Origin of the sequence: Pseudomonas sp. RG1 (assembly GCF_025910115.1) — a bacterium.
GTDB lineage: Bacteria > Pseudomonadota > Gammaproteobacteria > Pseudomonadales > Pseudomonadaceae > Aquipseudomonas > Aquipseudomonas atacamensis.
In genome coordinates this window covers 178,661-203,307 of sequence record NZ_JAPCIK010000046.1, presented here as the reverse complement: position 1 = coordinate 203,307, position 24,647 = coordinate 178,661, and the positions used below count along the sequence as shown (strand labels likewise).

Annotated in this window: 27 protein-coding genes and 1 pseudogene; 17 read left to right on the top strand and 11 right to left on the bottom strand. The window is 57.1% G+C overall.

Going from position 1 to position 24,647, the window contains the following annotated elements; all coding sequences use genetic code 11:
* Positions 1–2 precede the first annotated feature (2 nt).
* Entirely contained in the window at positions 3–905 is a 903-nt protein-coding gene (locus tag OK411_RS23080; protein ID WP_016773296.1) for a chemotaxis protein CheV, read from the bottom strand.
* A 316-nt stretch (positions 906–1,221) separates the two neighbouring features.
* On the bottom strand, positions 1,222–2,784 hold the full coding sequence (gene norR / locus OK411_RS23075; protein WP_016773297.1) for a nitric oxide reductase transcriptional regulator NorR: 1,563 nt from the start codon (positions 2,782–2,784) through the stop codon (positions 1,222–1,224).
* Positions 2,785–2,947: 163 nt separating this feature from the next.
* Here norR and hmpA point away from each other — a divergent pair, with 163 nt between their 5' ends.
* Complete coding sequence (hmpA, locus tag OK411_RS23070; protein WP_123444194.1) at positions 2,948–4,129, top strand: NO-inducible flavohemoprotein; 1,182 nt, start codon at positions 2,948–2,950, stop codon at positions 4,127–4,129.
* A gap of 223 nt (positions 4,130–4,352) precedes the next feature.
* Positions 4,353–4,862 (top strand): disulfide bond formation protein B, encoded by a 510-nt coding sequence (locus OK411_RS23065; RefSeq protein WP_122507825.1) that lies wholly within the window; start codon positions 4,353–4,355, stop codon positions 4,860–4,862.
* A gap of 141 nt (positions 4,863–5,003) precedes the next feature.
* On the opposite strand, the gene OK411_RS23060 is transcribed toward OK411_RS23065, so the two are convergent.
* The gene (locus OK411_RS23060) at positions 5,004–5,339 is read right to left on the bottom strand and encodes a hypothetical protein (RefSeq protein ID WP_264365746.1); all 336 of its coding nucleotides are present in this window, start codon (positions 5,337–5,339) and stop codon (positions 5,004–5,006) included.
* 350 nt (positions 5,340–5,689) lie between these two features.
* On the opposite strand from OK411_RS23060, the gene cyoA reads away from it, so the two are divergent.
* From cyoA to OK411_RS23020, 8 genes are all read left to right on the top strand, one after another.
* The gene (gene cyoA, locus OK411_RS23055) at positions 5,690–6,631 is read left to right on the top strand and encodes a ubiquinol oxidase subunit II (RefSeq protein ID WP_024014231.1); all 942 of its coding nucleotides are present in this window, start codon (positions 5,690–5,692) and stop codon (positions 6,629–6,631) included.
* Positions 6,632–6,634: 3 nt separating this feature from the next.
* Complete coding sequence (gene cyoB, locus OK411_RS23050; protein WP_016773302.1) at positions 6,635–8,665, top strand: cytochrome o ubiquinol oxidase subunit I; 2,031 nt, start codon at positions 6,635–6,637, stop codon at positions 8,663–8,665.
* Positions 8,666–8,668: 3 nt separating this feature from the next.
* The gene (gene cyoC / locus OK411_RS23045; RefSeq protein WP_024014230.1) at positions 8,669–9,292 is read left to right on the top strand and encodes a cytochrome o ubiquinol oxidase subunit III; all 624 of its coding nucleotides are present in this window, start codon (positions 8,669–8,671) and stop codon (positions 9,290–9,292) included.
* Entirely contained in the window at positions 9,292–9,627 is a 336-nt protein-coding gene (gene cyoD, locus OK411_RS23040; protein WP_011335842.1) for a cytochrome o ubiquinol oxidase subunit IV, read from the top strand. The genes cyoC and cyoD overlap by 1 nt, the downstream gene beginning before the upstream one ends.
* Positions 9,628–9,637: 10 nt before the next feature.
* Positions 9,638–10,525: a heme o synthase gene (gene cyoE, locus OK411_RS23035; protein ID WP_007916939.1), complete on the top strand. Its 888-nt coding sequence runs from the start codon at positions 9,638–9,640 to the stop codon at positions 10,523–10,525.
* Between the two features lie 115 nt (positions 10,526–10,640).
* Positions 10,641–10,985, top strand: coding sequence for a toxin (locus tag OK411_RS23030; protein ID WP_130888210.1), 345 nt, complete (start codon positions 10,641–10,643; stop codon positions 10,983–10,985).
* Positions 10,982–11,296, top strand: a complete 315-nt coding sequence (locus OK411_RS23025; protein WP_041479944.1) for a helix-turn-helix domain-containing protein — start codon at positions 10,982–10,984, stop codon at positions 11,294–11,296. The genes OK411_RS23030 and OK411_RS23025 overlap by 4 nt, the downstream gene beginning before the upstream one ends.
* Positions 11,297–11,482: 186 nt before the next feature.
* Positions 11,483–11,974: a RidA family protein gene (locus OK411_RS23020; RefSeq protein ID WP_016773306.1), complete on the top strand. Its 492-nt coding sequence runs from the start codon at positions 11,483–11,485 to the stop codon at positions 11,972–11,974.
* 73 nt (positions 11,975–12,047) lie between these two features.
* Here the strand turns inward: OK411_RS23020 and OK411_RS23015 are convergent, their stop codons facing one another.
* The 3 genes from OK411_RS23015 to OK411_RS23005 form a co-directional block, all read right to left on the bottom strand.
* Positions 12,048–12,749: a hypothetical protein gene (locus OK411_RS23015; protein WP_016773307.1), complete on the bottom strand. Its 702-nt coding sequence runs from the start codon at positions 12,747–12,749 to the stop codon at positions 12,048–12,050.
* Positions 12,750–12,885: 136 nt separating this feature from the next.
* Entirely contained in the window at positions 12,886–13,290 is a 405-nt protein-coding gene (locus OK411_RS23010) for a GNAT family N-acetyltransferase (protein WP_122603727.1), read from the bottom strand.
* Between the two features lie 38 nt (positions 13,291–13,328).
* The gene (locus OK411_RS23005; RefSeq protein ID WP_110646188.1) at positions 13,329–14,249 is read right to left on the bottom strand and encodes a LysR family transcriptional regulator; all 921 of its coding nucleotides are present in this window, start codon (positions 14,247–14,249) and stop codon (positions 13,329–13,331) included.
* Between the two features lie 102 nt (positions 14,250–14,351).
* Between OK411_RS23005 and OK411_RS23000 the strand changes: the two genes are divergently transcribed.
* Positions 14,352–15,524, top strand: a complete 1,173-nt coding sequence (locus OK411_RS23000; RefSeq protein WP_263219763.1) for an aspartate aminotransferase family protein — start codon at positions 14,352–14,354, stop codon at positions 15,522–15,524.
* Positions 15,525–15,647: 123 nt separating this feature from the next.
* On the opposite strand, the gene OK411_RS22995 is transcribed toward OK411_RS23000, so the two are convergent.
* From OK411_RS22995 to OK411_RS22985, 3 genes are all read right to left on the bottom strand, one after another.
* The gene (locus OK411_RS22995) at positions 15,648–17,567 is read right to left on the bottom strand and encodes an alkaline phosphatase D family protein (protein WP_264365745.1); all 1,920 of its coding nucleotides are present in this window, start codon (positions 17,565–17,567) and stop codon (positions 15,648–15,650) included.
* A 71-nt stretch (positions 17,568–17,638) separates the two neighbouring features.
* On the bottom strand, positions 17,639–18,376 hold the full coding sequence (locus tag OK411_RS22990) for a hypothetical protein (protein ID WP_264365744.1): 738 nt from the start codon (positions 18,374–18,376) through the stop codon (positions 17,639–17,641).
* A 100-nt stretch (positions 18,377–18,476) separates the two neighbouring features.
* Complete coding sequence (locus tag OK411_RS22985; RefSeq protein ID WP_264365743.1) at positions 18,477–18,842, bottom strand: hypothetical protein; 366 nt, start codon at positions 18,840–18,842, stop codon at positions 18,477–18,479.
* A 115-nt stretch (positions 18,843–18,957) separates the two neighbouring features.
* Here OK411_RS22985 and OK411_RS22980 point away from each other — a divergent pair, with 115 nt between their 5' ends.
* Positions 18,958–19,704 carry a hypothetical protein gene (locus tag OK411_RS22980; RefSeq protein ID WP_264365742.1) on the top strand — a complete coding sequence of 249 codons (747 nt, stop codon included), beginning with the start codon at positions 18,958–18,960 and terminating at the stop codon, positions 19,702–19,704.
* A 34-nt stretch (positions 19,705–19,738) separates the two neighbouring features.
* Here OK411_RS22980 and OK411_RS22975 read toward each other — a convergent pair whose 3' ends face one another.
* Positions 19,739–20,068, bottom strand: a complete 330-nt coding sequence (locus OK411_RS22975; RefSeq protein WP_122507816.1) for a hypothetical protein — start codon at positions 20,066–20,068, stop codon at positions 19,739–19,741.
* A 221-nt stretch (positions 20,069–20,289) separates the two neighbouring features.
* Here OK411_RS22975 and OK411_RS22970 point away from each other — a divergent pair, with 221 nt between their 5' ends.
* The 4 genes and pseudogenes from OK411_RS22970 to OK411_RS22955 all read left to right on the top strand — a co-directional run bounded on the left by OK411_RS22970 (position 20,290) and on the right by OK411_RS22955 (position 21,748).
* A complete protein-coding gene (locus tag OK411_RS22970) occupies positions 20,290–20,508 on the top strand; it encodes a DUF6429 family protein (RefSeq protein ID WP_240997406.1) in 219 nt (72 codons plus the stop codon).
* A 200-nt stretch (positions 20,509–20,708) separates the two neighbouring features.
* A pseudogene (locus OK411_RS22965) lies at positions 20,709–20,828 on the top strand (PAAR domain-containing protein); the annotation flags it as partial.
* 67 nt (positions 20,829–20,895) lie between these two features.
* Entirely contained in the window at positions 20,896–21,252 is a 357-nt protein-coding gene (locus OK411_RS22960; RefSeq protein ID WP_264365741.1) for a hypothetical protein, read from the top strand.
* 175 nt (positions 21,253–21,427) lie between these two features.
* The gene (locus OK411_RS22955) at positions 21,428–21,748 is read left to right on the top strand and encodes a hypothetical protein (protein WP_413694520.1); all 321 of its coding nucleotides are present in this window, start codon (positions 21,428–21,430) and stop codon (positions 21,746–21,748) included.
* 391 nt (positions 21,749–22,139) lie between these two features.
* Here the strand turns inward: OK411_RS22955 and OK411_RS22950 are convergent, their stop codons facing one another.
* Positions 22,140–22,550 (bottom strand): response regulator, encoded by a 411-nt coding sequence (locus tag OK411_RS22950; RefSeq protein WP_130926421.1) that lies wholly within the window; start codon positions 22,548–22,550, stop codon positions 22,140–22,142.
* Positions 22,551–23,796: 1,246 nt separating this feature from the next.
* Between OK411_RS22950 and OK411_RS22945 the strand changes: the two genes are divergently transcribed.
* Positions 23,797–24,411: a hypothetical protein gene (locus tag OK411_RS22945; RefSeq protein ID WP_264365740.1), complete on the top strand. Its 615-nt coding sequence runs from the start codon at positions 23,797–23,799 to the stop codon at positions 24,409–24,411.
* The last annotated feature ends 236 nt before the right edge of the window (positions 24,412–24,647 follow it).

Here is a 24,647-nt window from a genome sequence, read left to right as displayed (position 1 = left end):
ACTCAGTGCCCGTTGGCCGCGACGTGCTTGGCGGCTTCGATCAGGCGTTGGGTCAGTTCCGGCGAGGAGAACTTGGTCAGCACCGCATTGGCACCGGCCAGTCGGGCCTTTTCACTGTTCATCGCGCTGTCGAGGGAGGTGTGCAGCAGCACGTACAGGTGAGCAAAGTCCGGGGTCTCGCGCAGGGTACGGGTGAAGGCGTAGCCGTCCATTTCCGACATTTCGATGTCGGAGACGATCAGATTGATCTGCTGCGCGGTGCCTTGCAGGTCGAGCAGGCAGTCGATGGCTTCCTTGGCACTGCGCGCGGTGTGGCATTGCAGGCCGAGGTTGCGCAGGGTGTGCACCGATTGCTGCAACGCCACCTGGCTGTCATCGACCACCAGAATGCGCGCGTTGCCGAGCACTTCAGCGTCTTCCATGGTCAGGTCGGTCGGCGCCATTTCGATCTGCGCCGGGGCGATGCTGTGGATGACTTTTTCGATGTCCAGCACCTGTACCAGCGTGCCGTCCACCGAGGTCACGCCGGTGATGTAGGCGCGCGAGCCGCCGGAGCCGAACGGTGGCGGCTTGATGTCGGTGGTCAGGCAATGAACGATCTTGCTCACCGCCTGCACATGCAGACCCTGCTTGGAACGGCTGACATCGGTGACGATCAGGCAGCCACCGTTGGGATCTTCCAGAGGCCGCTCGCCGATCGCGCGGCTGAGATCGATCACCGACAGCGATGCACCGCGCAGCGAGGCGATGCCTTTGACGTGCGGGTGCGACTCCGGCAGCTTGGTCAGCGGCGGGCAGGGGATGATTTCACTGACTTTCAGCAGGTTGATCGCCATCAGCTTGCCGCTGCGCAAGGTAAACAGCAGAAGCGAAAGTGAATCTGCGCGGGCTTTGGTGGAGGACATATGAACCTTCTGTGGGGCGAGAGTGGAAATCGCCAGAAACCTTTGATGCCGTGTTATCGGCGTTAAAGGGATGGGCTTTAGGTTAGTTGTCGGGTAGTCGGCTTGAGTTGATCGCTGTTCTCTCTATCACTGCCCCTCACCCCAGCCCTCTCCCAGAGATAGAGGGGGCCGACGGAGGTGTCTGGCGTTTTACACCGACCTGAACGACCGAGTCGATTATGGATTCGGAAGAAATCTTTCACGTCAGTGGAATTCTTCAATATCCCCCAATCAGTCCCCTCTCCCTCTGGGAGAGGGCTAGGGTGAGGGTGTGCTTTTAGCTCTTCATGCCTAGTCGTTTGGCCATCCGCCCCAGATTCGCCCGATCCACCCCCAACTCCCGGGCCGCACTTGCCCAGTTATCCTGGTGACGCTCCAGCGCTGCACTGATCAGGCGCCGCTGAAACTCATCGGTGGCACTGCGCAGATCCGCGCTGATTATCGGCAGCACATTGGCCAAGTCGGCACTGGCAGGCGCAACCACGTTGTCCACAACCTCACGGGGCAGATCCAGATCCGCCGCGCTCAGACTCAGAATCTTCGGCCGCACTTTGCAGTTACCCAGCGCCTTCAGCGCACTGCGCCCGATCAAGTGCTCCAGTTCGCGCACATTGCCCGGCCAGGTATAGGCGAGCAGCGCTTCCTGAGCATCACTGTTCAAACGCAGGCTATTGAGGCCCATGCGCGAGCGGTTCTGCTCGAGAAAGAAGCCACTGAGCAGCAACACGTCGCGCCCGCGATCGCGCAGGGCCGGCACCCGCAGCGGGTACACGCTCAAGCGGTGATAAAAGTCGGCACGGTAGCGACCGCTGCGCACTTCCTCGGCCAGATCGCGATTGGTCGCGGCAATCAGACGCACGTCGACCTGGTGCTCCTTGTCCGAGCCCAAGCGCTGCAACTGACCGCTCTGCAATACGCGCAGCAACTTGGCCTGGACCGTCAGCGACAGCTCGCCGACTTCATCAAGAAACAGCGTGCCGCCATTGGCCAGTTCGAACTTGCCACGCCGGTCGCTGGTGGCGCCGGTGAAGGCGCCGCGCACGTGGCCGAACAGTTCGCTTTCCACCAGCGTGTCGGGGAGGGCGGCGCAGTTGAGACTGATGATCGGTTTGTCGGCGCGCGCGGAGGCGGCGTGGATCGCTTGGGCTACCAGCTCTTTGCCGACCCCGGTTTCGCCGGTGATCAGAACAGTCAGATCACTGCCGCCGACCAGATTGATTTCTTCCACCAAACGTTTATGCGCCTTGCTCTGGCCGATCATTTCGCGGTGCTGCTGACCGCTGGCCTGACGGTAGACCTCGGCGCGCTGATGTTCGTCTTCGGCGCGGGTGGCCAGACGTTCGATGCGTTCGGCCGCATTGACCGTGGCCGAGGCGAGGCTGGCGAAGGCTTGCAGGGCGTCGAGTTCGATCGGCTCGAAACGCTCCGGGTCCAGCGCGTCGAGGGTGATCAGGCCCCAGAGTTTTTCATCGACGAATAAAGGACAGCCGAGGCAGTCGTGAACTTCAAGATGATCGTCGAGGCCATCGACCAATCCGTCATAAGGATCGGGCAGGTCGCTGTCGGCAGCGAAGCGCGTCGGCCCGGCGCCGGCCAGCAGGATTTCAAAACGCGGATGCTCGCTGACCTTGAAGCGCCGGCCGAGGGTGTCGGTACTCAAGCCATCCACCGCCAGCGGCACCAATGATTCGCCATCCAGACGCAACAACGCGGCGGCATCGCAGGGCAACAAGGCGCGCATGGCCTCGAGCAAACGCCGGTAGCGCTCACCTTCGGGCAGTTCGCGGGAGAGGTCGGCGACCAGAGGCAGCAGGGCGGTAAGCAGGGATTTAGCGGTCATGGTTATGTAGTCAAAGAGACAAGGTGTAGTCGCGATGACTATACGTTCATTTGTGTCTAAATGACTAAGTAGGTTTCAAGCTGTTGAATTCAAAGGATTAATTAGTTGGCACGAAAGCTGATATCCCTAATGCAATCTTTCAAGAAAGCGCAGGAGTCACCTTATGCTTAGCGTCCAGGATCGTGCCATCATCAAATCCACCGTGCCTCTGCTGGAAAGCGGCGGCGAGGCGTTGATCACGCATTTCTACCGCATGATGCTCTCCGAATACCCGCAAGTGCGCCCGCTGTTCAACCAAGCGCATCAGGCCAGTGGCGATCAGCCGCGTGCCTTGGCCAACGGCGTGCTGATGTACGCCCGGCACATCGATCAGCTCGACCAGTTGGGCGATCTGGTGGCGAAGATCATCAACAAACACGTCGCCCTGCAGATTCTGCCGGAGCATTACCCGATCGTCGGCACCTGCCTGCTGCGCGCCATTTCCGAAGTGCTCGGCGAAGAGATCGCCACGCCTGAGGTGATGAGTGCCTGGGGCGCTGCGTACGGGCAACTGGCCGACATCCTGATCGGCGCCGAAACCGCGATCTATGACCAGAAGGAACACGCTGTCGGCGGCTGGCGCGGTGCGCGGGAATTCATCGTCGCAGCGAAGGTGCAGGAGAGCGCGGAAATCACCTCGTTCTACTTCGAACCGGCGGACAAAGGGCCGATTCTTGCGGCCGAACCGGGTCAGTACATTGGCATGAAGCTGATCCTCGACGGCGAAGAAATCCGTCGTAACTATTCGCTGTCGGCACTGGCCAACAATGGTCAGTACCGCATCAGCGTCAAGCGTGAACCGAATGGTCGCGCGTCCAACTACCTGCATGATCAACTGCACGTCGGCGCGAGCATCCAACTGTTCCCGCCGTCGGGCGAATTCACCCTGGCGGCCAGCGACAAACCACTGGTGCTGATCAGTGGCGGCGTCGGCATCACCCCGACGCTGGCGATGCTGGAAGCAGCGCTGGCGACCGAACGTCCGGTGCACTTTATCCACTGCGCGCGTAACGGCAGCGTCCACGCATTCCGTGACTGGGTCGATGGGCTGGCGGCGCGTCATCCGCAACTCAAGCGCTTCTATTGCTACGCCGAAGAAGATGGGGTCAGCCCGGCGGCGGACAAGGTTGGCCTGCTCAGCGAAGAACTGCTCGGCCAGTGGCTGCCGGCGCAGCGTGATGTCGATGCTTACTTCTTGGGACCGAAGGGGTTCATGGGCGCGATCAAACGGCATCTGAAAGCGTTGGGCGTGCCGGAGAAACAGAGCCGTTACGAGTTCTTCGGCCCGGCTGCTGCTCTGGAGTGATCCGAGACCGCCTTGTCTCGTTCGCGAGCAGGCTCGCTCCCACCGGATTTGCGTTCGACGCAGATCCATTGTGGGAGCGAGCCTGCTCGCGAATCTTCTGCGCGCCGCAAAAGCCATGTTGGTTAATCATTCCTTAACCGCTCTATCGTTTATTGCCCCGGTGTAGACTTGCGACAATTTCAGCCGCCGGCCGGCTGGACCATGGACTTACAAAGGAAAGGCAATGAGCGAGGAAACGATGCGGTTGGGGCGTGAGCGGCGCTATCTGGTGTTGCTGGGGATCATCTGCCTGGCGTTGATCGGCGGCGCACTTTACATGCAGGTCGTGCTCGGCGAAGCACCTTGCCCACTGTGCATTCTGCAGCGCTATGCATTGTTGCTGATTGCACTGTTCGCCTTTATCGGTGCGGGCATGCGCAGCCGTCGCAGCATCACCGTGTTCGAGACGCTGGTGGTGATCTGTGCGATCGCCGGGGCCGGTGTGGCCGGGCATCACGTCTATACGCAGTTCTATCCGGCGGTGAGCTGTGGCGTCGATGTGCTGCAGCCGATTGTCGATGATCTGCCGCTGGCAAAGATCTTCCCGCTGGGCTTCCAGGTTGACGGTTTCTGCTCGACGCCGTATCCGCCAATCCTCGGTCTGTCGCTGGCGCAATGGGCGCTGGTGGCGTTCGTGCTGGTGGTCATTCTGGTGCCTCTGCTGACCTCGCGGAATCGAAAAGCGCTGCACTGAGTCAACTTCTCGGCAGAGCTGCCGATAAACAAAACGCCCCGATTTTCGCTGCTGAAAATCCGGGCGTTTTGCATTTCAGAGCGTTTGTGAAAACACCGTGACGAACGGCAATGAAGCGTGCGGCAAATGTGCGACATGTTGTCACACAGGGGCTGTCGCAGGGACTCGGGATGCGGCGGATTGGCCGCCTGTTACATAAAAACATTGGCCAGCTTCAGCGTTTTCGGGCTTGAGCACGGACGTACCAGAGCAGGCAGTTTTAACAGGCGCCGGCAGATGGACGAAGCCCTTGGAACATCGGGCTTTGCGCCGCTCCAGCGTTTGTAGATCGGGTGCAGAGCTGTCTGATTTGAGGCGGTTACGCTGGCGGATTTTGCCGCTTTTATTGAGAAACGCTTTCGATAACTTGCGCAACTTTTGCAAAAATGGCGATGGATTGTTGCTCTGAGTGATAAAAATTATTTCGGGATAAGACATGGTGTATAGGGCGCTACCTATCTACAATCGCCCGCACTGAATTCCCGACGCTGTTCAGCCTTTATCAAGGAACTGATCAGGAGGTCGGGTGTCGAGCGAGCCGCGAGGCTTTCGAGACACCCTGGTGTCGGTGCCTTTCCAATTTTCCGCACCAAATGGAATTGGTCTGTAACAAGGCCTTTGACCACGAATTCGAATAAGAACTGAACGCTGTCCCAAGGTTTTGTCGAGCGTGAGACGCGCGACGGGCGGCCCTTATTCAATCCAAAGAAAATGCCAACCCTTGGCAGGGTGAAGTGTTGGCGATCAAAACCCAACTGCATTGCGCAAGCTGCTTTAGAGGTCGTGAGATGAGTAAAAACAGGTACCCCAGATTACTAGGCCTAGTGCCGCTGCTCGGCACGTTGTTGCTGGGAGGCTGCAACATGACCTTGCTCAATCCAACGGGCCAGGTCGGCCTGGAACAGCGCAACCTGATCATCACCGCCACGCTGCTGATGCTGTTGGTCGTCGTGCCGGTCATCGTCATGACCTTCCTGTTTGCCTGGAAGTACCGCGCTTCGAACAAGAACGCCGTCTACACGCCGAAGTGGTCGCACTCGACCAAGATCGAAGTGGCCGTATGGACCATCCCGGTGCTGATCATCATCGCCCTGGGCTACATCACTTACATCTCGACTCACGAGCTGGACCCGTATCGTCCGATCGAGTCTGACGTCAAGCCGGTGACCATCGAAGTCGTCGCGCTGGACTGGAAGTGGCTGTTCATCTACCCGGAACAAGGCATTGCCACGGTCAACAAGATCGTGTTCCCGGCGCACACGCCAATCAACTTCAAGATCACCTCCGACGCCGTGATGAACTCGTTCTTCATCCCGGGCCTGGGCGGCCAGATCTACGCGATGGCGGGCATGCAGACCAAGCTGCACCTGATCGCTGACCGCAACGCTGAAATGGACGGTATCTCCGCCAACTACAGCGGTGCCGGTTTCACCGGTATGAAATTCAAGGCTATCTCCACCACTCAGGAAGATTTCGACGCCTGGGTAAGTGAAGTCAAGAAGTCGCCTAAACAGCTTGATCAGGCTGAATACGCGGCCCTGGCCAAACCGAGCCAGAACAACCCAGTCGAACTCTACTCGTCGGTCACGCCGAACCAGTTCCAGATCATCGTCGACAAGTACGAAGGTATGAAGCCGGGCAAGCCGCTGAAGCACGAGAAGAAAGAGAAAGAAGTGGCGGCCACGGATATTGACGCGGGTTCGCATTCAGCTGCCGGGGCAGAGGAGTAAACGATGTTTGGTAAATTAAGTTGGGAAGCAGTCCCATTCCACGAGCCGATCGTGATGGTGACCATCGCCATGATCGCCCTCGGTGGTCTGGCGCTGTTCGCTGCGATCACTTACTTCAAGAAGTGGACGTACCTGTGGACCGAGTGGCTGACTTCGGTCGACCACAAGAAAATCGGCGTGATGTACATCATCGTCGCCATGGTCATGCTGCTGCGCGGCTTTGCCGATGCGATCATGATGCGTACCCAGCTGGCCATGGCCACCGAGGGTTCGCCTGGCTACCTGCCACCTGAACACTATGACCAGATCTTCACCGCTCACGGTGTGATCATGATCATCTTCATGGCGATGCCATTCTTCACCGGCCTGATGAACCTTGCAGTGCCGCTGCAGATCGGCGCGCGTGACGTTGCGTTCCCGTTCCTGAACTCCCTGAGCTTCTGGCTGCTGGTGTCCGGCGTTGTGCTGATCAACCTGTCGCTGGGTATCGGTGAATTCGCCAAGACCGGTTGGGTTGCGTATCCGCCGCTGTCGGGTCTGCAATACAGCCCTGGCGTGGGTATGGATTACTACATCTGGGCGCTACAGCTATCCGGATTGGGTACGACGTTAACCGGGGTCAACTTCCTCGCGACCGTACTGAAAATGCGTACCCCTGGCATGAAACTGATGGACATGCCGATCTTCACCTGGACCTGCACCTGGGCAAACGTTCTGATCGTGGCTTCGTTCCCGATCCTGACCGCTACCCTGGCACTGCTGACCCTTGACCGTTACATGGATTTCCACATTTTCACCAATGAACTTGGTGGCAATCCGATGATGTACGTCAACCTGTTCTGGGCGTGGGGCCACCCTGAGGTTTACATCCTGATCCTGCCGGCCTTCGGCATCTTCTCGGAAGTGATCTCGGCCTTCACCGGCAAGAAACTGTTCGGCCACCACTCGATGATCTACGCCTCGGGCGCGATCTCGGTACTGGGCTTCATGGTCTGGCTGCACCACTTCTTCACCATGGGTTCGGGTGCGAGCGTCAACGCCTTCTTCGGTCTGGCGACGATGCTGATTTCCATCCCGACGGGTGTGAAGCTGTTCAACTGGCTGTTCACCATCTACCAGGGCCGTCTGCGCTTCACCAGCCAGGTAATGTGGACACTGGGCTTCATGGTGACCTTCGCCATCGGCGGCATGACCGGCGTACTGCTGGCCATCCCGGGTGCTGACTTCGTGCTGCACAACAGCCTGTTCGTGATCGCGCACTTCCACAACGTGATCATTGGCGGTGCGGTATTCGGTTACATCGCTGGCTTCGCGTTCTACTTCCCGAAAGCGTTCGGCTTCAAGCTGCACGAAGGCTGGGGTAAAGCAGCGTTCTGGTTCTGGATCTCGGGCTTCTTCGTCGCGTTCATGCCGCTCTATGCACTGGGCTTCATGGGCATGACCCGTCGTCTGAACGCCACCACCAACCCTGAGTGGGTACCGTACCTGTACGTTGCCATGTTCGGTGCGGTGATGATCGCTGTCGGTATCGCCTGCCAACTGATCCAGCTGTACGTCAGTGTGCGTGACCGCAACAAGCCAGAGAACGTTTGCGATCACGGTGACCCGTGGAATGCACACACCCTGGAATGGTCGACCTCGTCGCCACCACCGTTCTACAACTTCGCTGTGCTGCCAAAGGCTGACTGCATCGACCCGTTCACCGAAGCCAAGGAAAACGGTACTGCGTACCAGCGTCCGGCCAAGTACGAGCCGATCCACATGCCGAACAACACCGCCACTGGCGTGGTGATGGGCGCGCTGTTGACCGTCTTCGGTTTCGCGATGATCTGGCACATCTGGTGGCTGGCGATCGCGAGCCTGGTGGGCACCGTCGTTTACTTCGTGATCCACGCTGCACGTGACGACCAGGGCTATATGGTTCCGGTTGAAACGATCGAGCGTATCGAAGCCGAGCAGCACAAGCGTCTGGTCGCGGCAGGGAAAATCCCGGCCAATGCCACCCGTGTTGAAACCTCGTTGGAACAGGCTTAAACCATGTCGAACTTAGTGACCAATGTTGGACACGCCCATGGTGACCATGGGCACGATGACCATCACCACGACTCGGGCGAGATGACCGTATACGGTTTCTGGCTCTACCTGATGACCGACTGCATTCTGTTTGCGTCGATCTTCGCGGTGTACGCAGTACTGGTAAACAACGTTGCCGGTGGCCCGTCGGGCCACGAGATCTTCGAACTGCCATACGTGCTGGGCGAAACCGCTCTGCTGTTGTTCAGTTCGATCACCTACGGCTTCGCCATGCTGGCGTTGTACAAGGGCAAGAAGCAGGCGGTCCTGGGCTGGTTGTTCATGACCTTCCTGCTCGGCGCGGGCTTCATCGCCATGGAGATCAACGAGTTCCACCTGCTGATCTCCGAGGGCTTCGGTCCTAGCCGTTCGGGCTTCCTGTCGGCGTTCTTCACCCTGGTCGGTACCCACGGTCTGCACGTTTCGGCCGGTCTGATCTGGATGGGCATCATGATGTATCAGGTCAACAAGCATGGCCTGACGTCGACCAACAAGACCCGTCTGAGCTGCCTGAGCCTGTTCTGGCACTTCCTGGACGTGGTCTGGATCTGCGTCTTCACCGTTGTTTACCTGATGGGGACTCTGTAATGGCTAACGCACACTCCCATGACAGCCACGATGCTGGCCACGGCAGCGTCAAGTCGTACGCCATCGGCTTCATCCTCTCGGTAATCCTGACCGTCATTCCGTTCGGTCTGGTGATGTACCCGACCCTGCCGAAGTCGACGACGCTGGCAATCGTTCTGCTGTTCGCAGTGATCCAGGTGATCGTTCACCTGTATTACTTCCTGCATCTGGACCGTTCCATTGCACAGCGTAACAACGTGATCGCATTCGTCTTTACGGCGATCGTGATCGTGCTGCTGGTTGGCCTGTCGCTGTGGATCATGTTCAGCATCCACACGTACATGATGGCGAAGTGAGGTAGACCCGATGTCGCTCAAGCACTTTATCCAAATCACCAAACCGGGGATCATTTTCGGTAACGTGCTTTCTGTGGCAGGCGGGTTCTTCCTGGCCTCGAAAGGGCATGTCGATCTGGCGGTGTTTCTGGCCGCCATGATCGGTACTTCCCTGGTCGTGGCCTCCGGTTGCGTGTTCAACAACTGCATCGACCGCGACATCGACCTGAAGATGGAACGCACCAAGAACCGTGTGCTGGTCCAGGGCCTCATCTCCCTGAAACTGGCCCTGGTTTACGCGACCATTCTGGGTGTTCTCGGCGTTGCCTTGTTGTACAAGGTGGCCAACCCGTTGGCTGCCTTGTTCGCAGTAATCGGCTTCATCATCTACGTCGGCTTCTACAGCCTGTACCTCAAGCGCAAGTCGGTTCACGGCACGCTGGTGGGCAGTCTGTCGGGCGCCATGCCGCCAGTGATCGGTTACGTTGCCGTGACCAACAGCTTCGACATGGCCGCACTGACCCTGCTGGTGATGTTCAGCCTGTGGCAGATGCCGCATTCCTACGCCATCGCGATTTTCCGTTTCAATGATTACCTGGCCGCATCGATTCCGGTGCTGCCAGTGAAACGCGGCATTCAAGTGGCCAAGAAGCACATCCTGCTCTACATCCTGGCGTTCCTCGTGGCGACCTTGATGCTGACCTTCAGCGGCTACGCCGGCATGAGCTACCTCGCCGTCGCCGCCGCCATGGGCATGTACTGGCTGTACATGGCCTGGACCGGCTACAAGGCAGTCGATGACACCGTCTGGGCACGCAAGCTGTTCGTGTTCTCGATCTTCACCATCACTGCGTTGAGCGTCATGATGTCCCTGGACTTCAAGGTGCCGGCAGAGCTGTTGCTGACGTACGCGCCGTAAGGTTTGCAGGCTTCAGGAAAAACCCCGCACGTTGAGAGATGTGCGGGGTTTTTTGTTTATTCGAGCAGCAATTTGTTGATAGGCTATCTATAGTCAAGCTGCTTATAGTTTGACTATGCGAACAATCTTTTTTGAAACCACGATATTTACCACAAGCGTTGGCCGCTATCTGACGGACGACGAATATCGAACAATGCAGAACTACCTTCAGAGCAATCCGCTTGCGGGCGATGTAATGCCTCGAACGGGTGGCTTCCGTAAGCTGCGCTGGGCTGATTCTCGCCGTGGCAAGGGAAGACGGGGCGGCTTGCGGGTTCTCTACTATTGGCTTATGAATGATGGTCAGTTCTGGATGTTCGCCATTTACGACAAAGATGAGGTTGAGAAGCTGACTGCCGAGCAGGAGAGGGCACTCAGGACAGCCATTGATAAAGAGTTGAAAAAACGAGGTACCCCATGAAAAAACGCGACCTGTTTGCAGAGTTAATGCAGGGCGTTGATGAGATGGCGGCTCAACGCGAGGGCAAGATCACACTGCGCAATACAGTGCTTGAGGACAAGCCTGTACCTGAAGTGGGCGCACAGGAAATTGTGGCTCTTCGAGAAAAACTGCATATGTCTCAAGCTGTTTTTGCCAGTCGAATCAGGACAAGTCCAAACACCCTTCGAAATTGGGAGCAGGAAAAGTCGAAGCCCAATGCTCAAGCAGCCTTATTGATACGACTGGTTGAAAAATTTCCAGATATGGTTGAGCGCTTGAACACTGTTTGAGCGCCGCTGAAGATCAGCTTGTGGTCCGGGGCATCCGAAGGTTTGGGGCTTTTTGTTCCATCTACGCTGGTTGCACAACTTACGCAAACACCCTAGATTTGGATCCAACCCCGACAGTAGTAGCTCCACGCCATCCCCCGGTGGTCGACTGTCCTAACCCGTGCATTGATCAAAAGGCTGGGCGCAATGACCGAACGGATGACCTGCGATGAGCGCTTTATCGCCCTGGCCGAAGAACTCAACTACGACATCTATGGCGAAAACACCGCCGGTGGCAATTACGCGCCGCTGATCCGTCATCACGATGAGCTGTACATCAGCGGGATGGTGCCGCGGGTCAATGGCAAGATCCTGTATCCCGGTCGCGTGGGGCTGGAACTGAACCTCAAGGATGCACAAGCAGCGGCAAGCATCAGCGCCATGCGTTGCCTGGCGCTGATCGTCGATGCGGTGGGTTCGCTGGACAAGATTCGCGCGTTGTTGCGGGTCACGGTGTATGTGAAGTCGACTGCTGACTTTGTCGACCTGAGCGAAGTGGCCAACGGCGCTTCGGACGTGTTCAGCCATGTGCTGGGCGATGCCGGACGGCATACGCGCACGACCATCGGCGTGTATCAGTTGCCGAAGAATGCGGCGATTGAAGTGGACATGATTGCGGCGTTGCATCCTTCGGCTTGAAGTTATCCCCGCCTCAAACAAAAAGCCCCGCCTGATCACTCAGCGCGGGGCTTTTTCACAAGTGCTGGGCAGATTACTGCGCCGCGATGCTGTAACCATCAAACGCGGTCTGCTGCTGCAGGGCGGTGATGATGTTCTTGCGGTTCACCGCCTGTTCCGTACCGGCGTTATCGACGAAGGTTTCGCTCTCCAGCTCGGCTTCATCGCCTTCACCCACGAAGGTAAAACCGAGGAATTCCAGTGCCTCACGATCAACATTCAGGCGCGAACGCGGCGTGCGCATTGGCAGGGTCACGCTGGCGCCGTCCTTGCTGATGGTGAAGATTTCCACTTCTTTCTTCTTCGCAGCTTTGCTCTTGCCGCCGCTCGGATTGCTGATCGCCTGATGGGTCTGATTCAGCACTTTCAGCGCCAGACCATAAACGATTTCCTGAAACGCCGGATCGTCCTTGAAGCTGGACAGAATGCGCCCGATCGAGAACTTGCTGCTCAGGTCTTCCAGCGCGGCAATGTCCGCTGCCTCGGCGTCTTTCAGGCGCTTGAGTTCGCCCATCAGCTCGTACGCCTTGTCGTCATCAAAGCTGTCATGCGCCTGACGGATCGCCGCACGCAATTCGCGGATCTGGTCGCTTTCGCGGGTCGACTGGAACGCGTCCAGGACCATCTCGCTGATGATTTTGGCTTGAGGCAGGTGTTGTGAAAGATTGATGGAGTTTTCGTATTCCGCTTTGGACGACTGGGTGACTACGGATTCAGCGGTGTTGAAATCGGACATTGAAATTTCACTACTTTTTTAACTTGAGTTGAGGCGAGAAAGCACGAGGTCTTTTTCAGGCCGACTAATTTAGGGGAGCGGGGCGGCGTTGTCACGGAGCAACGGTCTGGTGGTCGGAATTTTTCCACTGCGTGCGCTATTTGCGGCGCTGACGTTCCATGGCAATAACGGACTTCTCGAAGCCCAGGCCGGCGAAAAAAGCTTCAGCGCCTTCGCGTCCAGCGCGCAGCACCCAGGTGATGTCCGGGTTGTCACCCATGACGTACTCCACCAGTGCCCGCCCGATTCCTTTGCGCCGATGCTGGTCATGGACCACCACCATAGACAGATAGCCGTTGGAGACCTCATCGGTAATTGCTCGAGCGAAACCGACAATTTGCTCGCCTAAGAGCGCAACAGCTGTGCGCTGCGAATTGTGAATCAAGCGGGCAAAAGATTCGGCATCGCCAATGCGATGGCCCCAGCCATGCTGGCCAAGAAACAGCCTCGCCGATTCTGTTTCGCCGGGATGCAAGTCGCGCACGGTAAGGCTGTCGTTCATGGGATATTCAAGTCCTTATCAATTTCCATCGTGATCAATTACGGCCGGCCGACGTCAGGTTTCCCCCAAGTACGCATCGCAAACTCGACAAAGCGTCTCAGCTTCGGCAGTCGATAGCGATCCTGCGCATACAGCAGATGCATCGGCCTGCTTGGCGGTTGGTAGTCCGTCATTACCCTGACCAGTTTGCCGTCGCGCAGATCCTGCTCCACCAGCGCGTCGGGCAGCATCATGATGCCCATGCCGTTGCGCGCTGCCTGGTGCAGACCGGCGGAGCTGTTGATCAGCATCGGCCCGCTGACGTCGACGAGGACTTCACCTTCCGGGCCGCTCAGACGCCAGCGTTTTTCCACCGATTGCCAGTCATCGCCAGCCGGGTAGGCGAAGGACAGGCAATCGTGTTGCTGCAAATCCTGTGGCGTGTGCGGCATGCCGCGCCGCGCGATGTATTCAGGGGAGGCGCAGACCGTCAGGGTGTAGTCGATCAAGGGCCGGGCGATCAGGTTGGATTGGTCGAAATTGCCCAGCCGAAACGCAACATCGAGGCCGTTCTCCAGCAGATCCGGGCGGCTGTTGGTCAGCACCACGTCGAGCTTCACTTGCGGATAGAGCAAGGAGTATTCGCTGAGGGCCGGGGTCAGTCGTTCGACGCCGAAGGTCAGCGGCGCGGTGATACGCAGCAAGCCGCGCGGCTCGTCCGACGCTTGTTCGGCAAGGCGTTCGGAGTCGGCCACCAAGCCGAGCACTTCCAGGCAACGTTGATAATAGACGCTGCCGAATTCGGTCAGGCGCTGGCGGCGCGTGGTGCGTTGCAGCAGTTGCACGCCGAGCCGTTGCTCCAGCGCGCGCAGATGATTGCCCACCATCGTCGTCGACATTTCGCACTTCGCAGCGGCGGCCGTCATGCTCCCGGTTTCGACCACTTTGACGTAAACGCCCATCGACTGAAACAAATCCATTATCAAGCTCGGCTTTTAAATGATTGAAGTTTTTCCGGGTTTATCCAGTTCAGGTGGCTAACCATACTGCAAAAACACCGACCTGCAATGGAGTTTCACGTCATGACCGCCGCCCTGATGAACACCTACCAACCACTGGCCCTGAGTTTCACCAAGGGCCTGGGCACGCGCCTGTGGGATCAGGCGGGGCGCGAATATCTGGACGCCGTTGCCGGTGTGGCAGTGACCAATGTCGGGCACTCGCATCCGCGCATTGTCTCGGCGATCAGCGAGCAGGCGGGATTGCTGCTGCACACCTCCAACCTGTACAGCATCGATTGGCAACAACAACTGGCCAAGCGGCTGACTGTGTTGTCGGGGATGGAGCGCGCGTTTTTCAACAACTCCGGCGCTGAAGCGAACGAGACGGCACTGAAACTGGCGCGTCTGTACGGCTGGCGCAAAGGCATCGAGCAGCCGCTGGTGGTGGTCATGGCCAACGCGTTTCATGGCCGCACCCTCGGCACGCTGTCAGCCAGCGATGGCCCGGCGGTGCGCCTGGGCTTCAACGAACTGCCGGGGGAATTCGTCAAAGTGCCGTTCGGCGATCTCGCCGCGCTGGAGCAAATACAGCGCAAACACGGCGCGCGCATCGTGGCGATTCTGGTCGAACCGATTCAGGGCGAAAGCGGCGTACAAGTCGCACCGCCGGGTTATCTCAAGGGCCTGCGCGACCTGTGCAATCGCCACGCGTGGCTGCTGATGCTCGATGAAATCCAGACCGGCATCGGCCGCACCGGGCAGTGGTTTGCATTTCAGCACGAAGGTATCGTGCCCGATGTCATGACCCTGGCCAAAGGCCTTGGCAATGGCGTGCCGATCGGCGCCTGCCTGGCCCGTGGCCGCGCGGCCGACCTGTTCACCCCGGGCAGCCACGGCAGCACTTTCGGCGGCAATCCGCTGGCCTGTCGGGTTGGCTGCACGGTGCTGGACATCATCGAAGAACAAGGTTTGCTGGAGAATGCGCGGGTGCAGGGCGCACGGCTGCTGGAACGCTTGCGCGCCGAATTGGCAGACAACCCGAACGTGCTGGCAATCCGGGGGCAGGGACTGATGATCGGCATCGAGCTGAAACAACCGGTGCGCGACCTGACGCTGATCGCCGCGCGCGATCATGGCCTGTTGATCAACGTGACTCGTGGCAAGACCATCAGGTTGCTCCCGCCGCTGACGATTGATGAGCGCGAGGTGGGGATGATTGTCAGAGGGGTTGGGCGGGCTCTGGACGCACATTGATTGGTCTGCGCAAAACCCTGTGGGAGCGAGCCTGCTCGCGAAAGCAGTCGACTATTCACAGTAGATGTCGACTGAAATTGCGCCTTCGCGAGCAGGCTCGCTCCCACAGGTCAGCGCATGGCTTTAGTCCGGCACATCTTTAAACTCCGGCGCCAGCATTCTCGTCTTCTCCGCCCCATTCGAGTTGTGCTGAACAATCTCGCTCGGCTGCCCCTGTTCATTGAAAAACACCTGTCCGATCCCCGCCGAATTCCACAACCGTTCCCCGGCCTCGGCATGTTCCGGCGTATACGGGACGATGCGCATCAGGCGGCGTTTGGTGAACCAGTTCAATGGCGAGCGCGGTGAGTAGAGCCAGCGGTTGAGGCGGTCGAACCATTCCAGCAGGGTCGGTGGGAATTCGTTCTTGATGCCGCTGCTGGTGATCTGCCAGATCCGTGGGCCGGCCTTGCGGTGGCGGATCAGGACTTCGTAGACGAAGGAATAATGCACATCGCCGGACAGCACCACGTAGTTCCCCGGTGTGCGCGAGTGTCGGAAAATGTTCAGGATCACCTGTGCCGCGCCGCGATGGGCCATCCAGTTTTCCGCGTCGACCAGCAGCGGATAACCGCACCAGCTGAACACCTTTTGCACGGTTTCAATCAGCTTCACGCCGAAGATCGGCGCCGGCGACACGATGATTGCCGACGGGTGATCGAGCAGTTCCTGTTGCAGTTCGCTCAAGGCTTCCCAATCGAGCAGGCCCGATGGTTGCTTGAGCGCCATCTCGCTGCGCCAACGCCGGGTGCGCGTGTCGATCACCACCAGCGCCGGACTGCTCGGCAACACAAAATGCCACTGCTGAAAACGCAGCAATTGATCAATCAGATCGTCCTGCACCGGCATGTCCAGATAGCCGTCATCACCGCTGGCGCTCAGTCGTGCGGTTTGCTCCAGCACGTCCTTGAAGGCATCCGGATTGTTGCCCCAGCCCTGACACAACAAATAGGCAATCAGCGCATTGCCAATGATGCGCTTGGAGAACGGATGGCCGTAGGCGGTTTCCTCCCACTGCGCAGAAAGATTCCAGTCATCGGTGATGTCGTGATCATCGAAAATCATCAGGCTCGGCAGATGCGCCAGCGCCCGCGCGACGTTGCCCAGGCCCGCCTTGAAGGCATCGATGCGCGTCTGCTCGAGGTGGTAGCGCTTGCGGCGTTCCGGCGTCAGCGTCGGCGCGCTCGGATTGATCAACGACCACGGCGTCGGCGACCACACCAGCATGTACATGGCCATGACTTCGGCGAACGTCACCAAGTGATTGTCGGCACTGCTGCTGGTGAAAATCGGCTTACGCGCGCCACCGAAAAATCGCTCGCGCAAGGTCTCGTTGCTCTCTAGCGCCGGTAACAAATCCGCACGGTGGTAGTAGCTTGCCGGGTGTTGATAGAGCTTGGCGCTGTCGCTGACCACGGCGCCGTCAAGGTGCTCATCGAACAGACCGAGACGCTCGATCAAGGCATGAATCGCCCGCAGCATCGGCCCGGCGACGTCGTCGGCATAGACCTGATCACCACTCATCATCAGCAGCGCCGGGCGCCGTTGCGCATCGGTTTCGTCGGCCAGCAATTGATCGACGCAGAGCAAACCGTCGGTTGCCGGATGATGCGGCTTGCGGCAGGAACCGTGGAGCAATTGATCGATCCGCGAACGCACGACGAGGTTCGCGCAGGTGGCGCCGGGATAAAGCAGGTGCGGTGCCCACTCAGCCATACCGATGGCGTCGTCGATCAGCAGGTCGTAAGCGCTAAACGTGTCGCAGGGCAGGGCGCTTTCAAGTTGAACGTCGATCAGATGCACGAACGCATGACGGCCTACGGCAATGACCGTGCATTTCTCTGAGTCGAGCGGAATATCTCCTACACCTTGCAGGCGCAAGGTCAACGACAGTTCACGCGAGCCCACCAGCCACAGCACCACGCGCGTCGGCTCCAGCCGCCGCAGTAACGGGCCGGCCAGGACAGGAGGCAGCGAGATCAGGTTATCGGGTGTTGGAAACATTGAGGATAAAGTTCAAGGCGCACAGGCCGGCGATGATAGCGCAGCCGGCGCCTTGATCCCTTAAATGAGTCTTAAGAGTCGGCTTTTTGCAGCTTCAGCGCCAGCAAACGCCATTCCCCAGCCGTCGCATCAACCCGTGGTAATTCCTGCACGGAGCAATCGAAACGGTAGGTGACATCGTCGCCATTCATGTTGCGCGCAGTGACGCTGTTGCTGAAGCTGTAGACCTGATCCTTGTAGCGATGACTGACCAGCGCTTTGCTGTCAGCGAAACGCGCCGAAGCGGGATAACGCAGGGTGCTGGTGACAAACGGGCTGCACATGACATACGCGATCATCGATTTGTCGGCCTGTGCGTCGCCGCGCAACTTCTTGTTCAACGCGGCCAGGGCCATGCGACCGTCATAGTCGCTTTGATTGAGCACCGTCTGCACCGGCATCGATTTCGGCGCCCGGCTGGTGTAATTCGGTAGCAGTGCGGAGTCGGCGGGAGAAGGCTTGTCATCCGCTTCGATCGCAGCAAAAACCGGCGCATCTTTCAGCTCGGTGGCGGGCGCGACTGCCTCGGCTTCAGGCAACACAGAGGTCGACTCGACGACTGGTGTGTTTTGCGCCTGCGCCGCTTCGTGATCGAACGAAGAAGGAAACAGCGAGAACGTGATCGACAACATCACCAGCCCGACAATGAACCCACCCGCCGCGCCAACGATGTTGCCGTAGAAAATATTCCAGCTACCGCGGTTTTTCACCACCCAGCGCCACATGAAACCCCAGACAGCGACGAACGCCAGAAAACGCAGAAACTCCATTTGATCCTTTCCTTACCTTTCAACAATCCAAACGCGGCGCGAGACGACCAGCGAGCACCGACGATGCGCGGCAAGATAGCAAAATAGACGCGTCTTCCGGCTACGGCTGCGGAAAATAATTCGCCGCCAGAAAAATCAACGTGACCATGCCGGCGGCAAAGCCACAGGCGCCCGCAAGCAGTTGACGTGCAACCGGGTGCGCCGGCTGACGACGCTTGGCGATCCACAACCACACGCCCGCCAGAACGCCCGCGCTGGTCATGAACACCACCAGGCTGTTATGCAGTCCGGGCGCTGCCATTGTGGTGCCGAACAGCGCGTCATAAAGCAGTGTGAAGACAATGCCGACCACCACAGCGCTACCCGCTCCGGCAAGGTTCGCCAACAACAGATTCCATTGCCCGCGCTGGCGCACCACCCAGAACCACATTGCAGCCATCACTACCAAACACAACACAGCATCCATCGGATTTCTTTCCTGGCTAGGAGACAGAGGCGGCAGCTTGCACGCCTGTAGAGAGTGGACGGCAAGATAGCAAAATAGTAGCGTCGCGCCATGCCTTCTCTGTAATGGACTACCCATGGTTTCCACAACCCGTTTGCCGCAACTGCTCGGCGCACTCCTTGTCGCCGTCATCACCCCGACCTTCAGCTTCGCGCAAGAACACCCGCAAGTCAGCTGGGATTACTACCTCGCCAATTGCCAGCGCATGCAGGAGACAATCGCCGACGTCCAGAGCGGTCGCGTCTCCGCTGCCTATGCACTAACGTCCGGCCTGCAAGACAGCCTCGCCTCCATGAACGAGCGCCGCCTTAACCTGCTACCGCAACACCTCGACTCCAGCGAGTACGCCCACTGCGAAAACGTCGCCGCCCACGCCGAGGCAACCCTGGCCCAAGGCAAAGCCGAGTTCGCCGCGCAAATGCAACGGGGTGTGGAGGAGGGCCGTATTGCGCACCAGAACTCCCCCGCCTACCAACGCGCCCGTTCCCTCGGCTACAGCGACGTCGGCGACATCTCCTTTCTGAAACTGCACGAAGACACCGACGGCGAAGCCCGCCTGAAAACCATGCTGATTACCGTCGACGAAATCTGCGGCCAATACTTCCGCGCCACGCAATACGTGAAGCCGTATGTGATCTACACGGTTCGACCGTCGGATGGCGGCTGTGGCGAAGTGAAGCGTGTTGCGATAGTTGGCGGAGGGCAACCAGAGAAGGGCGACTACATCGATCCCAATGGCGAATTTCAGTACATGGGCTGGAAAAAACTGGTGGGCGCTGACGGCTTCCCAACGGATATTCGAGTGCTGAAAGCACGTCGCTGACAGCAGAGATACCGGCATGGCTGTGGCGCGGCACTCAAAGAATGTCGCGCAGATACCCCTTCAGCGCGAGCAGCGGCTGACCCAGCTGCTCCACCGACCGCGCCTGAGCCAACTCCGCCGACAACTTGCGCAACTCCCGCCCCAACGGCTTCTCGACCCCACCCAAAGCATCCAGCGCCAGATTCAGGCATTCGGTCATCTTGAACTGAATGGCCTCGACATCGCCGCGTTTCACCAGTAACTCGAAAACATCTTTCTGGTAATCGCCCATGACCATGTCATCGCGCAGGATCGGGCTCAGGCCTTCTTCTTCGTAGGCGAGTTTGAGGGAGAAGAGGGCGACGGTTTCCAGTGAGGTTTCCATGGGGATGTCTGTCAGTGAAGTGAAGGGTTTGAAACCAATGCGCGAAACGCCAGAGGAGGTTTGACGTGCGGGCGTGATTATACGGGCGGGGATCGCATGCGAGGCAACCAGCAATCGGGCATCTAAAACCTACAAGCTCGCGCAGCATTGACATCCACTTTGATCCGACGCTTTGATTACAAACACTGAACATCAGCGGAGTGACCATCATGGAATACGACATGAAACTGATCGACGACGCCGTCCTTGCTCTCCTGGCAGCCTATAGCTCCGACGCCGGCAATGCGTGGAAGGGCTATGACTTCGAGATCATGAACCGCTTGCACGAGCAGGGTTTGATCAGTAATCCGGTGAACAGGAACAAGTCGATATGGTTGACGGAGGAAGGGTTGGAGCGGGGGCGGGAGATTGCTGGGCGGATGTTTGCAGTCAAGGAGTAGGGAGGAGCCGCGTCCCATTCTGAAACCTGAGTTGACGGCAAGGTAGAAAACGCCAGCGAAGTACCAACCGCGTTAACCGAAGCAACAGGTAGCGCGGTCTGGTGATCGAGCACTTTTTTGAATGATCGGATGCGGCCGTCCAGGCTGAATTTCGTGATAGGTTTATCTTTCGAAAAGGATTTTTTTGACAGGAGTCATCCATGGCTAACCCAGCCGCTCGTAAAAGCGATCCCTCCAGCTGTCCTGTTCCAGGGCACGGAACCAACCCCATCGCGACAGGTTCGCCTGACGTTTTCTTCGATGGTTTGCCCGCAGCTCGCCTGACGGTGATATTGCAGGCGAAGCGGTAGCGAGTTCACTGGATGAAGAGTTAGAGGAGCTCACACATTGGGATATCTTCTGACCGAGCCACAACTGACAAAAGTTAGAGCTGCTCTTTCCGAGCCATTCAATGATTTTCCCGTGGAATATGATTATTTGGCGAATAAGGTGAGAGGTGTCGACCCTGAAATCCTTTACTCAATTCTTTATTCAGAGGTCGCGCCGGTGTGCTTTACCAATCTCGTTGCACCTGTGCCTCCGATATGGACGGGTTTCGACCCCGACATACTCAGAGAATCGATTGAGGAAAGGCTGGAAGCCAGGGAGCGAAACTGGTTTCGTCGCCAGTTCGACAAAGTGCTGGTTCGTTGGTTGAAGTACAACTACGCGTACATCTGGGAGGAAATCGTACGTAGGCTTTGAGCTCGAATTGGTATGGGAATGGGCGATGGTGACGAGGAGTTGGTTGTGGCAAAACCTGCGGCACGTAACGATCCGGCCGGTTCCCAACGCCAAGACATGCCAAGGCCATTTTTGCGGGTTTTACAGAGGTATTTTTTAATGGGCTTGCTGCGCGTAGAAGATTGGAGGCTTGGCCATGCGGTGGCGCGTTAGTTCCAGCGCCGCAAGAATAAAGAAGCTGATTGCCCTGATTGTTTTGGTTCTGGTGACAATGCTCTACGTCGGGTATTACCAAGCGCTCGATGATGGAGACATCGAAACCATCCTGTTTGTCAAAAAGCATCCGACGTTTCAGGTGAAGTTTTACAACATCCACGCCAATGACGGGGAGATTCGACAAGTCGAGCGACTCACGGAGCAGGAGCGTAAATGGATTATTGATTACTGTAGGTATCGGCTTGGCATCGACACCGATCTGAAAACACAAAACGATGTTGAGATCTGCCGGAAAAAATAGCTTGTTGGGATAAAGAGAGGGCCTTTTCGCAGGCCTTTTCTCATCGAGCGCTATTTGCTCAGCCTTATGCTTGGTTATCCATGCTTCCGGCGTCTCGGGATTGGCCTCCTTGGCCCTCGAAGTGATGACAGCCCAAGCACTGAACAGAAGGTGATTCCGACGCGCATTTCAGCGGTCGGCATTGCACCAACCACTTTCCTTCAGACGAAAAAAAAGTCCTGCTTTCGCAAGACCTTTTTCTCTGTGTTGGTGCCCGAGGGAGACTCGCTTGTTCCAGATATCCTGTGGTCTGTAGAGGATTCCGAAAGTTTGGGATACAAGCTGGGATACACGGTGTGCTCTGTTAGCCTTCTCATCCTTTCGCCGGGCTGTATCGACGACTGATTGCGACCTACAGTTTCTGTATAGGGAAGTCGGGTTGTAGCAAATCAGCTATCGAAACCAAGAGCTCATTGATCGTCCACGGTTTCTGAAGGTAGACCGTAGGAGCAGACACTGTTGCAGGCAAGAGTTCGTAACCGGACATCAATAATGTTTTGACGGACGGCCACTTTTCTCTGACCAGTCGAATAAGCTCCATCCCGTTGAGCTGGCCCGGCACGCCGTAGTCAGCGATCACAAGGCAGCAGTGCTTGCTTGATTGCAAGAGATACACCAGCGCGTCATCGGCTGACTCAAACGTGACGGCCTCCGCGCCTAACTCCTCCACGATGTGTTGGGTAATCCTACGCAGAGTCGGATCGTCCTCGATGATCAATATCTCACCATCGATTCGTCTCATTCCTTCCCAGTTTGCGATCATAGATGGCCTTATCATCGCCTTAGGCGGACGAACGTGAAGGTGAAGTCTAGCGCCAAACTGCCTCGCTTGTTTTCCGAACCTTTGGCAACGAGCAAAACGGGTCCGGATCGCCTGGCGATTGAAAAATAGCCGGGGGCCCCTGGCGATATTGAGTAGACACGGGGTCGGAAACCCGCGGGATCTCGGTAGTGGCAGGCCCGCCAGCTTACTGAAATTTCAGTCATTGAAATCGAAAGGATTTGGTTGAAAAAAAGGCATCGTTACCGCATTCGTAACGATGGCCTTTTGTGTTGTTGATTCCGCACGCGTTGAGCTGTCAACCAAGTCAACCTGTCAACCAATCTAAAAAAATCAGCCACTAACGAGATCACGCGGGTTTTGTGCCCCGTGTCCTTCAGAAATGCTCAGGGTCCCCGGCGTCCTCCCAGTACCTTGTGCAAATGCACTGGTGAACTGCGTGTTCACCTAGTTCACCTAGTTCACCTGTTCACTAAGCTGGGCATTTTTCAGCTAACGCAGTCCCGCGGGTTTCCGACCCCGTGTCTCGAAGAAAACCTCAGGGGCCCCGGCACACTGCGGGAGATACACCTGACGTTCGCTGGTGGGATTGATGCTTACGGGGTGTGGGGGTATGTACCCCTCAAAAATGCGGTGTAACTCGTGTAACTGGTGTAACGATGGTTGTTAAGTGACTGTATTTATTGATTATTTATGATGTTACATCGGCTGCGTACACAAACATTTAGGCGTGTAACTCTGCCATCTGGTGTAACGCTCCGATGCTCGAAAGAGGGGCGGAGGAGGTCATGTCCATGCGCAGGAGACCAGGTAATTCCCCACTCCCAGTCCGCCCAATTGATGCGATTAACGGGCTGTAATCATCAGTTTGGCCGCTCTGCCAGCGATCAGTCAGCAGTCGTAACGGGCCGCTTTCGGCCAGAAGCAGCTGTTCGGCATCACATCTCGCAATGACCCAAGGCGCCCATCCGCTCCTGAAGTAAGCATCTGACCGTGACTGCCGTACTTATTGCTTCTAATGCCGAGATCGCCTTGGCCGCCGCGGTAAGGGCACGAGCACACTGGGAATAGCGCCCGCCCGAGACAAGACCGCCTTCAACAGCGGCATGTATGCGCATTGATAAGCTGGCGTGGCGTCGTAGCACCAATCTGCATCGAAATTCCGCATAACATGGCATCATTGCCATGCCAGCTGCGAAACGTTAACAGTCCTTTACGAGAAAAAAAGATGGAATACGCTACATTCCTTGCAGACCTCAGTAAACTCACTTCAATTAGCAGTAATACAATCATCTACGACAAGAATATTAGTCCCGACGTGCCTCCTACAAATTTTTTGGTCCGAACCTTTTTCGACCCCAATCTGAATATCGCTCCTCTCATCATAGTCTCGGAACCGACTTCCCTGCATTACCATGTAGTTCAAAACGCATCCGAGCGTTTGGCTGCGGAATTTTTTCCTTTTATACAAAAAGTCAAACATCAAGAAGCCAAACTAGAGAAATTTTCTAATATCTCTATGTTTATGGCTTCCGTATCTCAACACGGAATGCAGCACTTGCCGTTCATCGCGGCTAAACCTAGTCTCAGCCCGGTGCAGTCCGCCGTAATGGCCGCCGAAACCATTATCGAAGGATGGGAAACATTGTCGGACCATCTCAAAATCAACAAGAATTTTAGAAGGTTTCTTTCGTTGCTCGAAGGAAGTCTAATTTTGGAGTGTTCCAACATAGATCGGGAAGTATTATCCCTTGTGACATACGAGTCGGGAAACAGGCAGGATATATTTATAAATGTCGACAAAGCCCAGATCGAATCACAATTAAATATTAAAATTTGGTAGCGTTTCCAATATAAAAACGAAAAACATGGTCCTATGCAATTTTAGAGCTGCTGACCAACCAAGCGATGGGAGATTTTACGTAGCAGCGCAGACTACAAAACGGTGTATACGGTTTCACGCAACCTGGGTCGATAGCTGCCTGTCAAGAAGGGCTGCTTTCGATTCATAGCTGCCCTTCGCGGAGGGCAGCTAACGGCCAGAAGCGGACCTTGAATATCCAAACAACTGACGAGGTT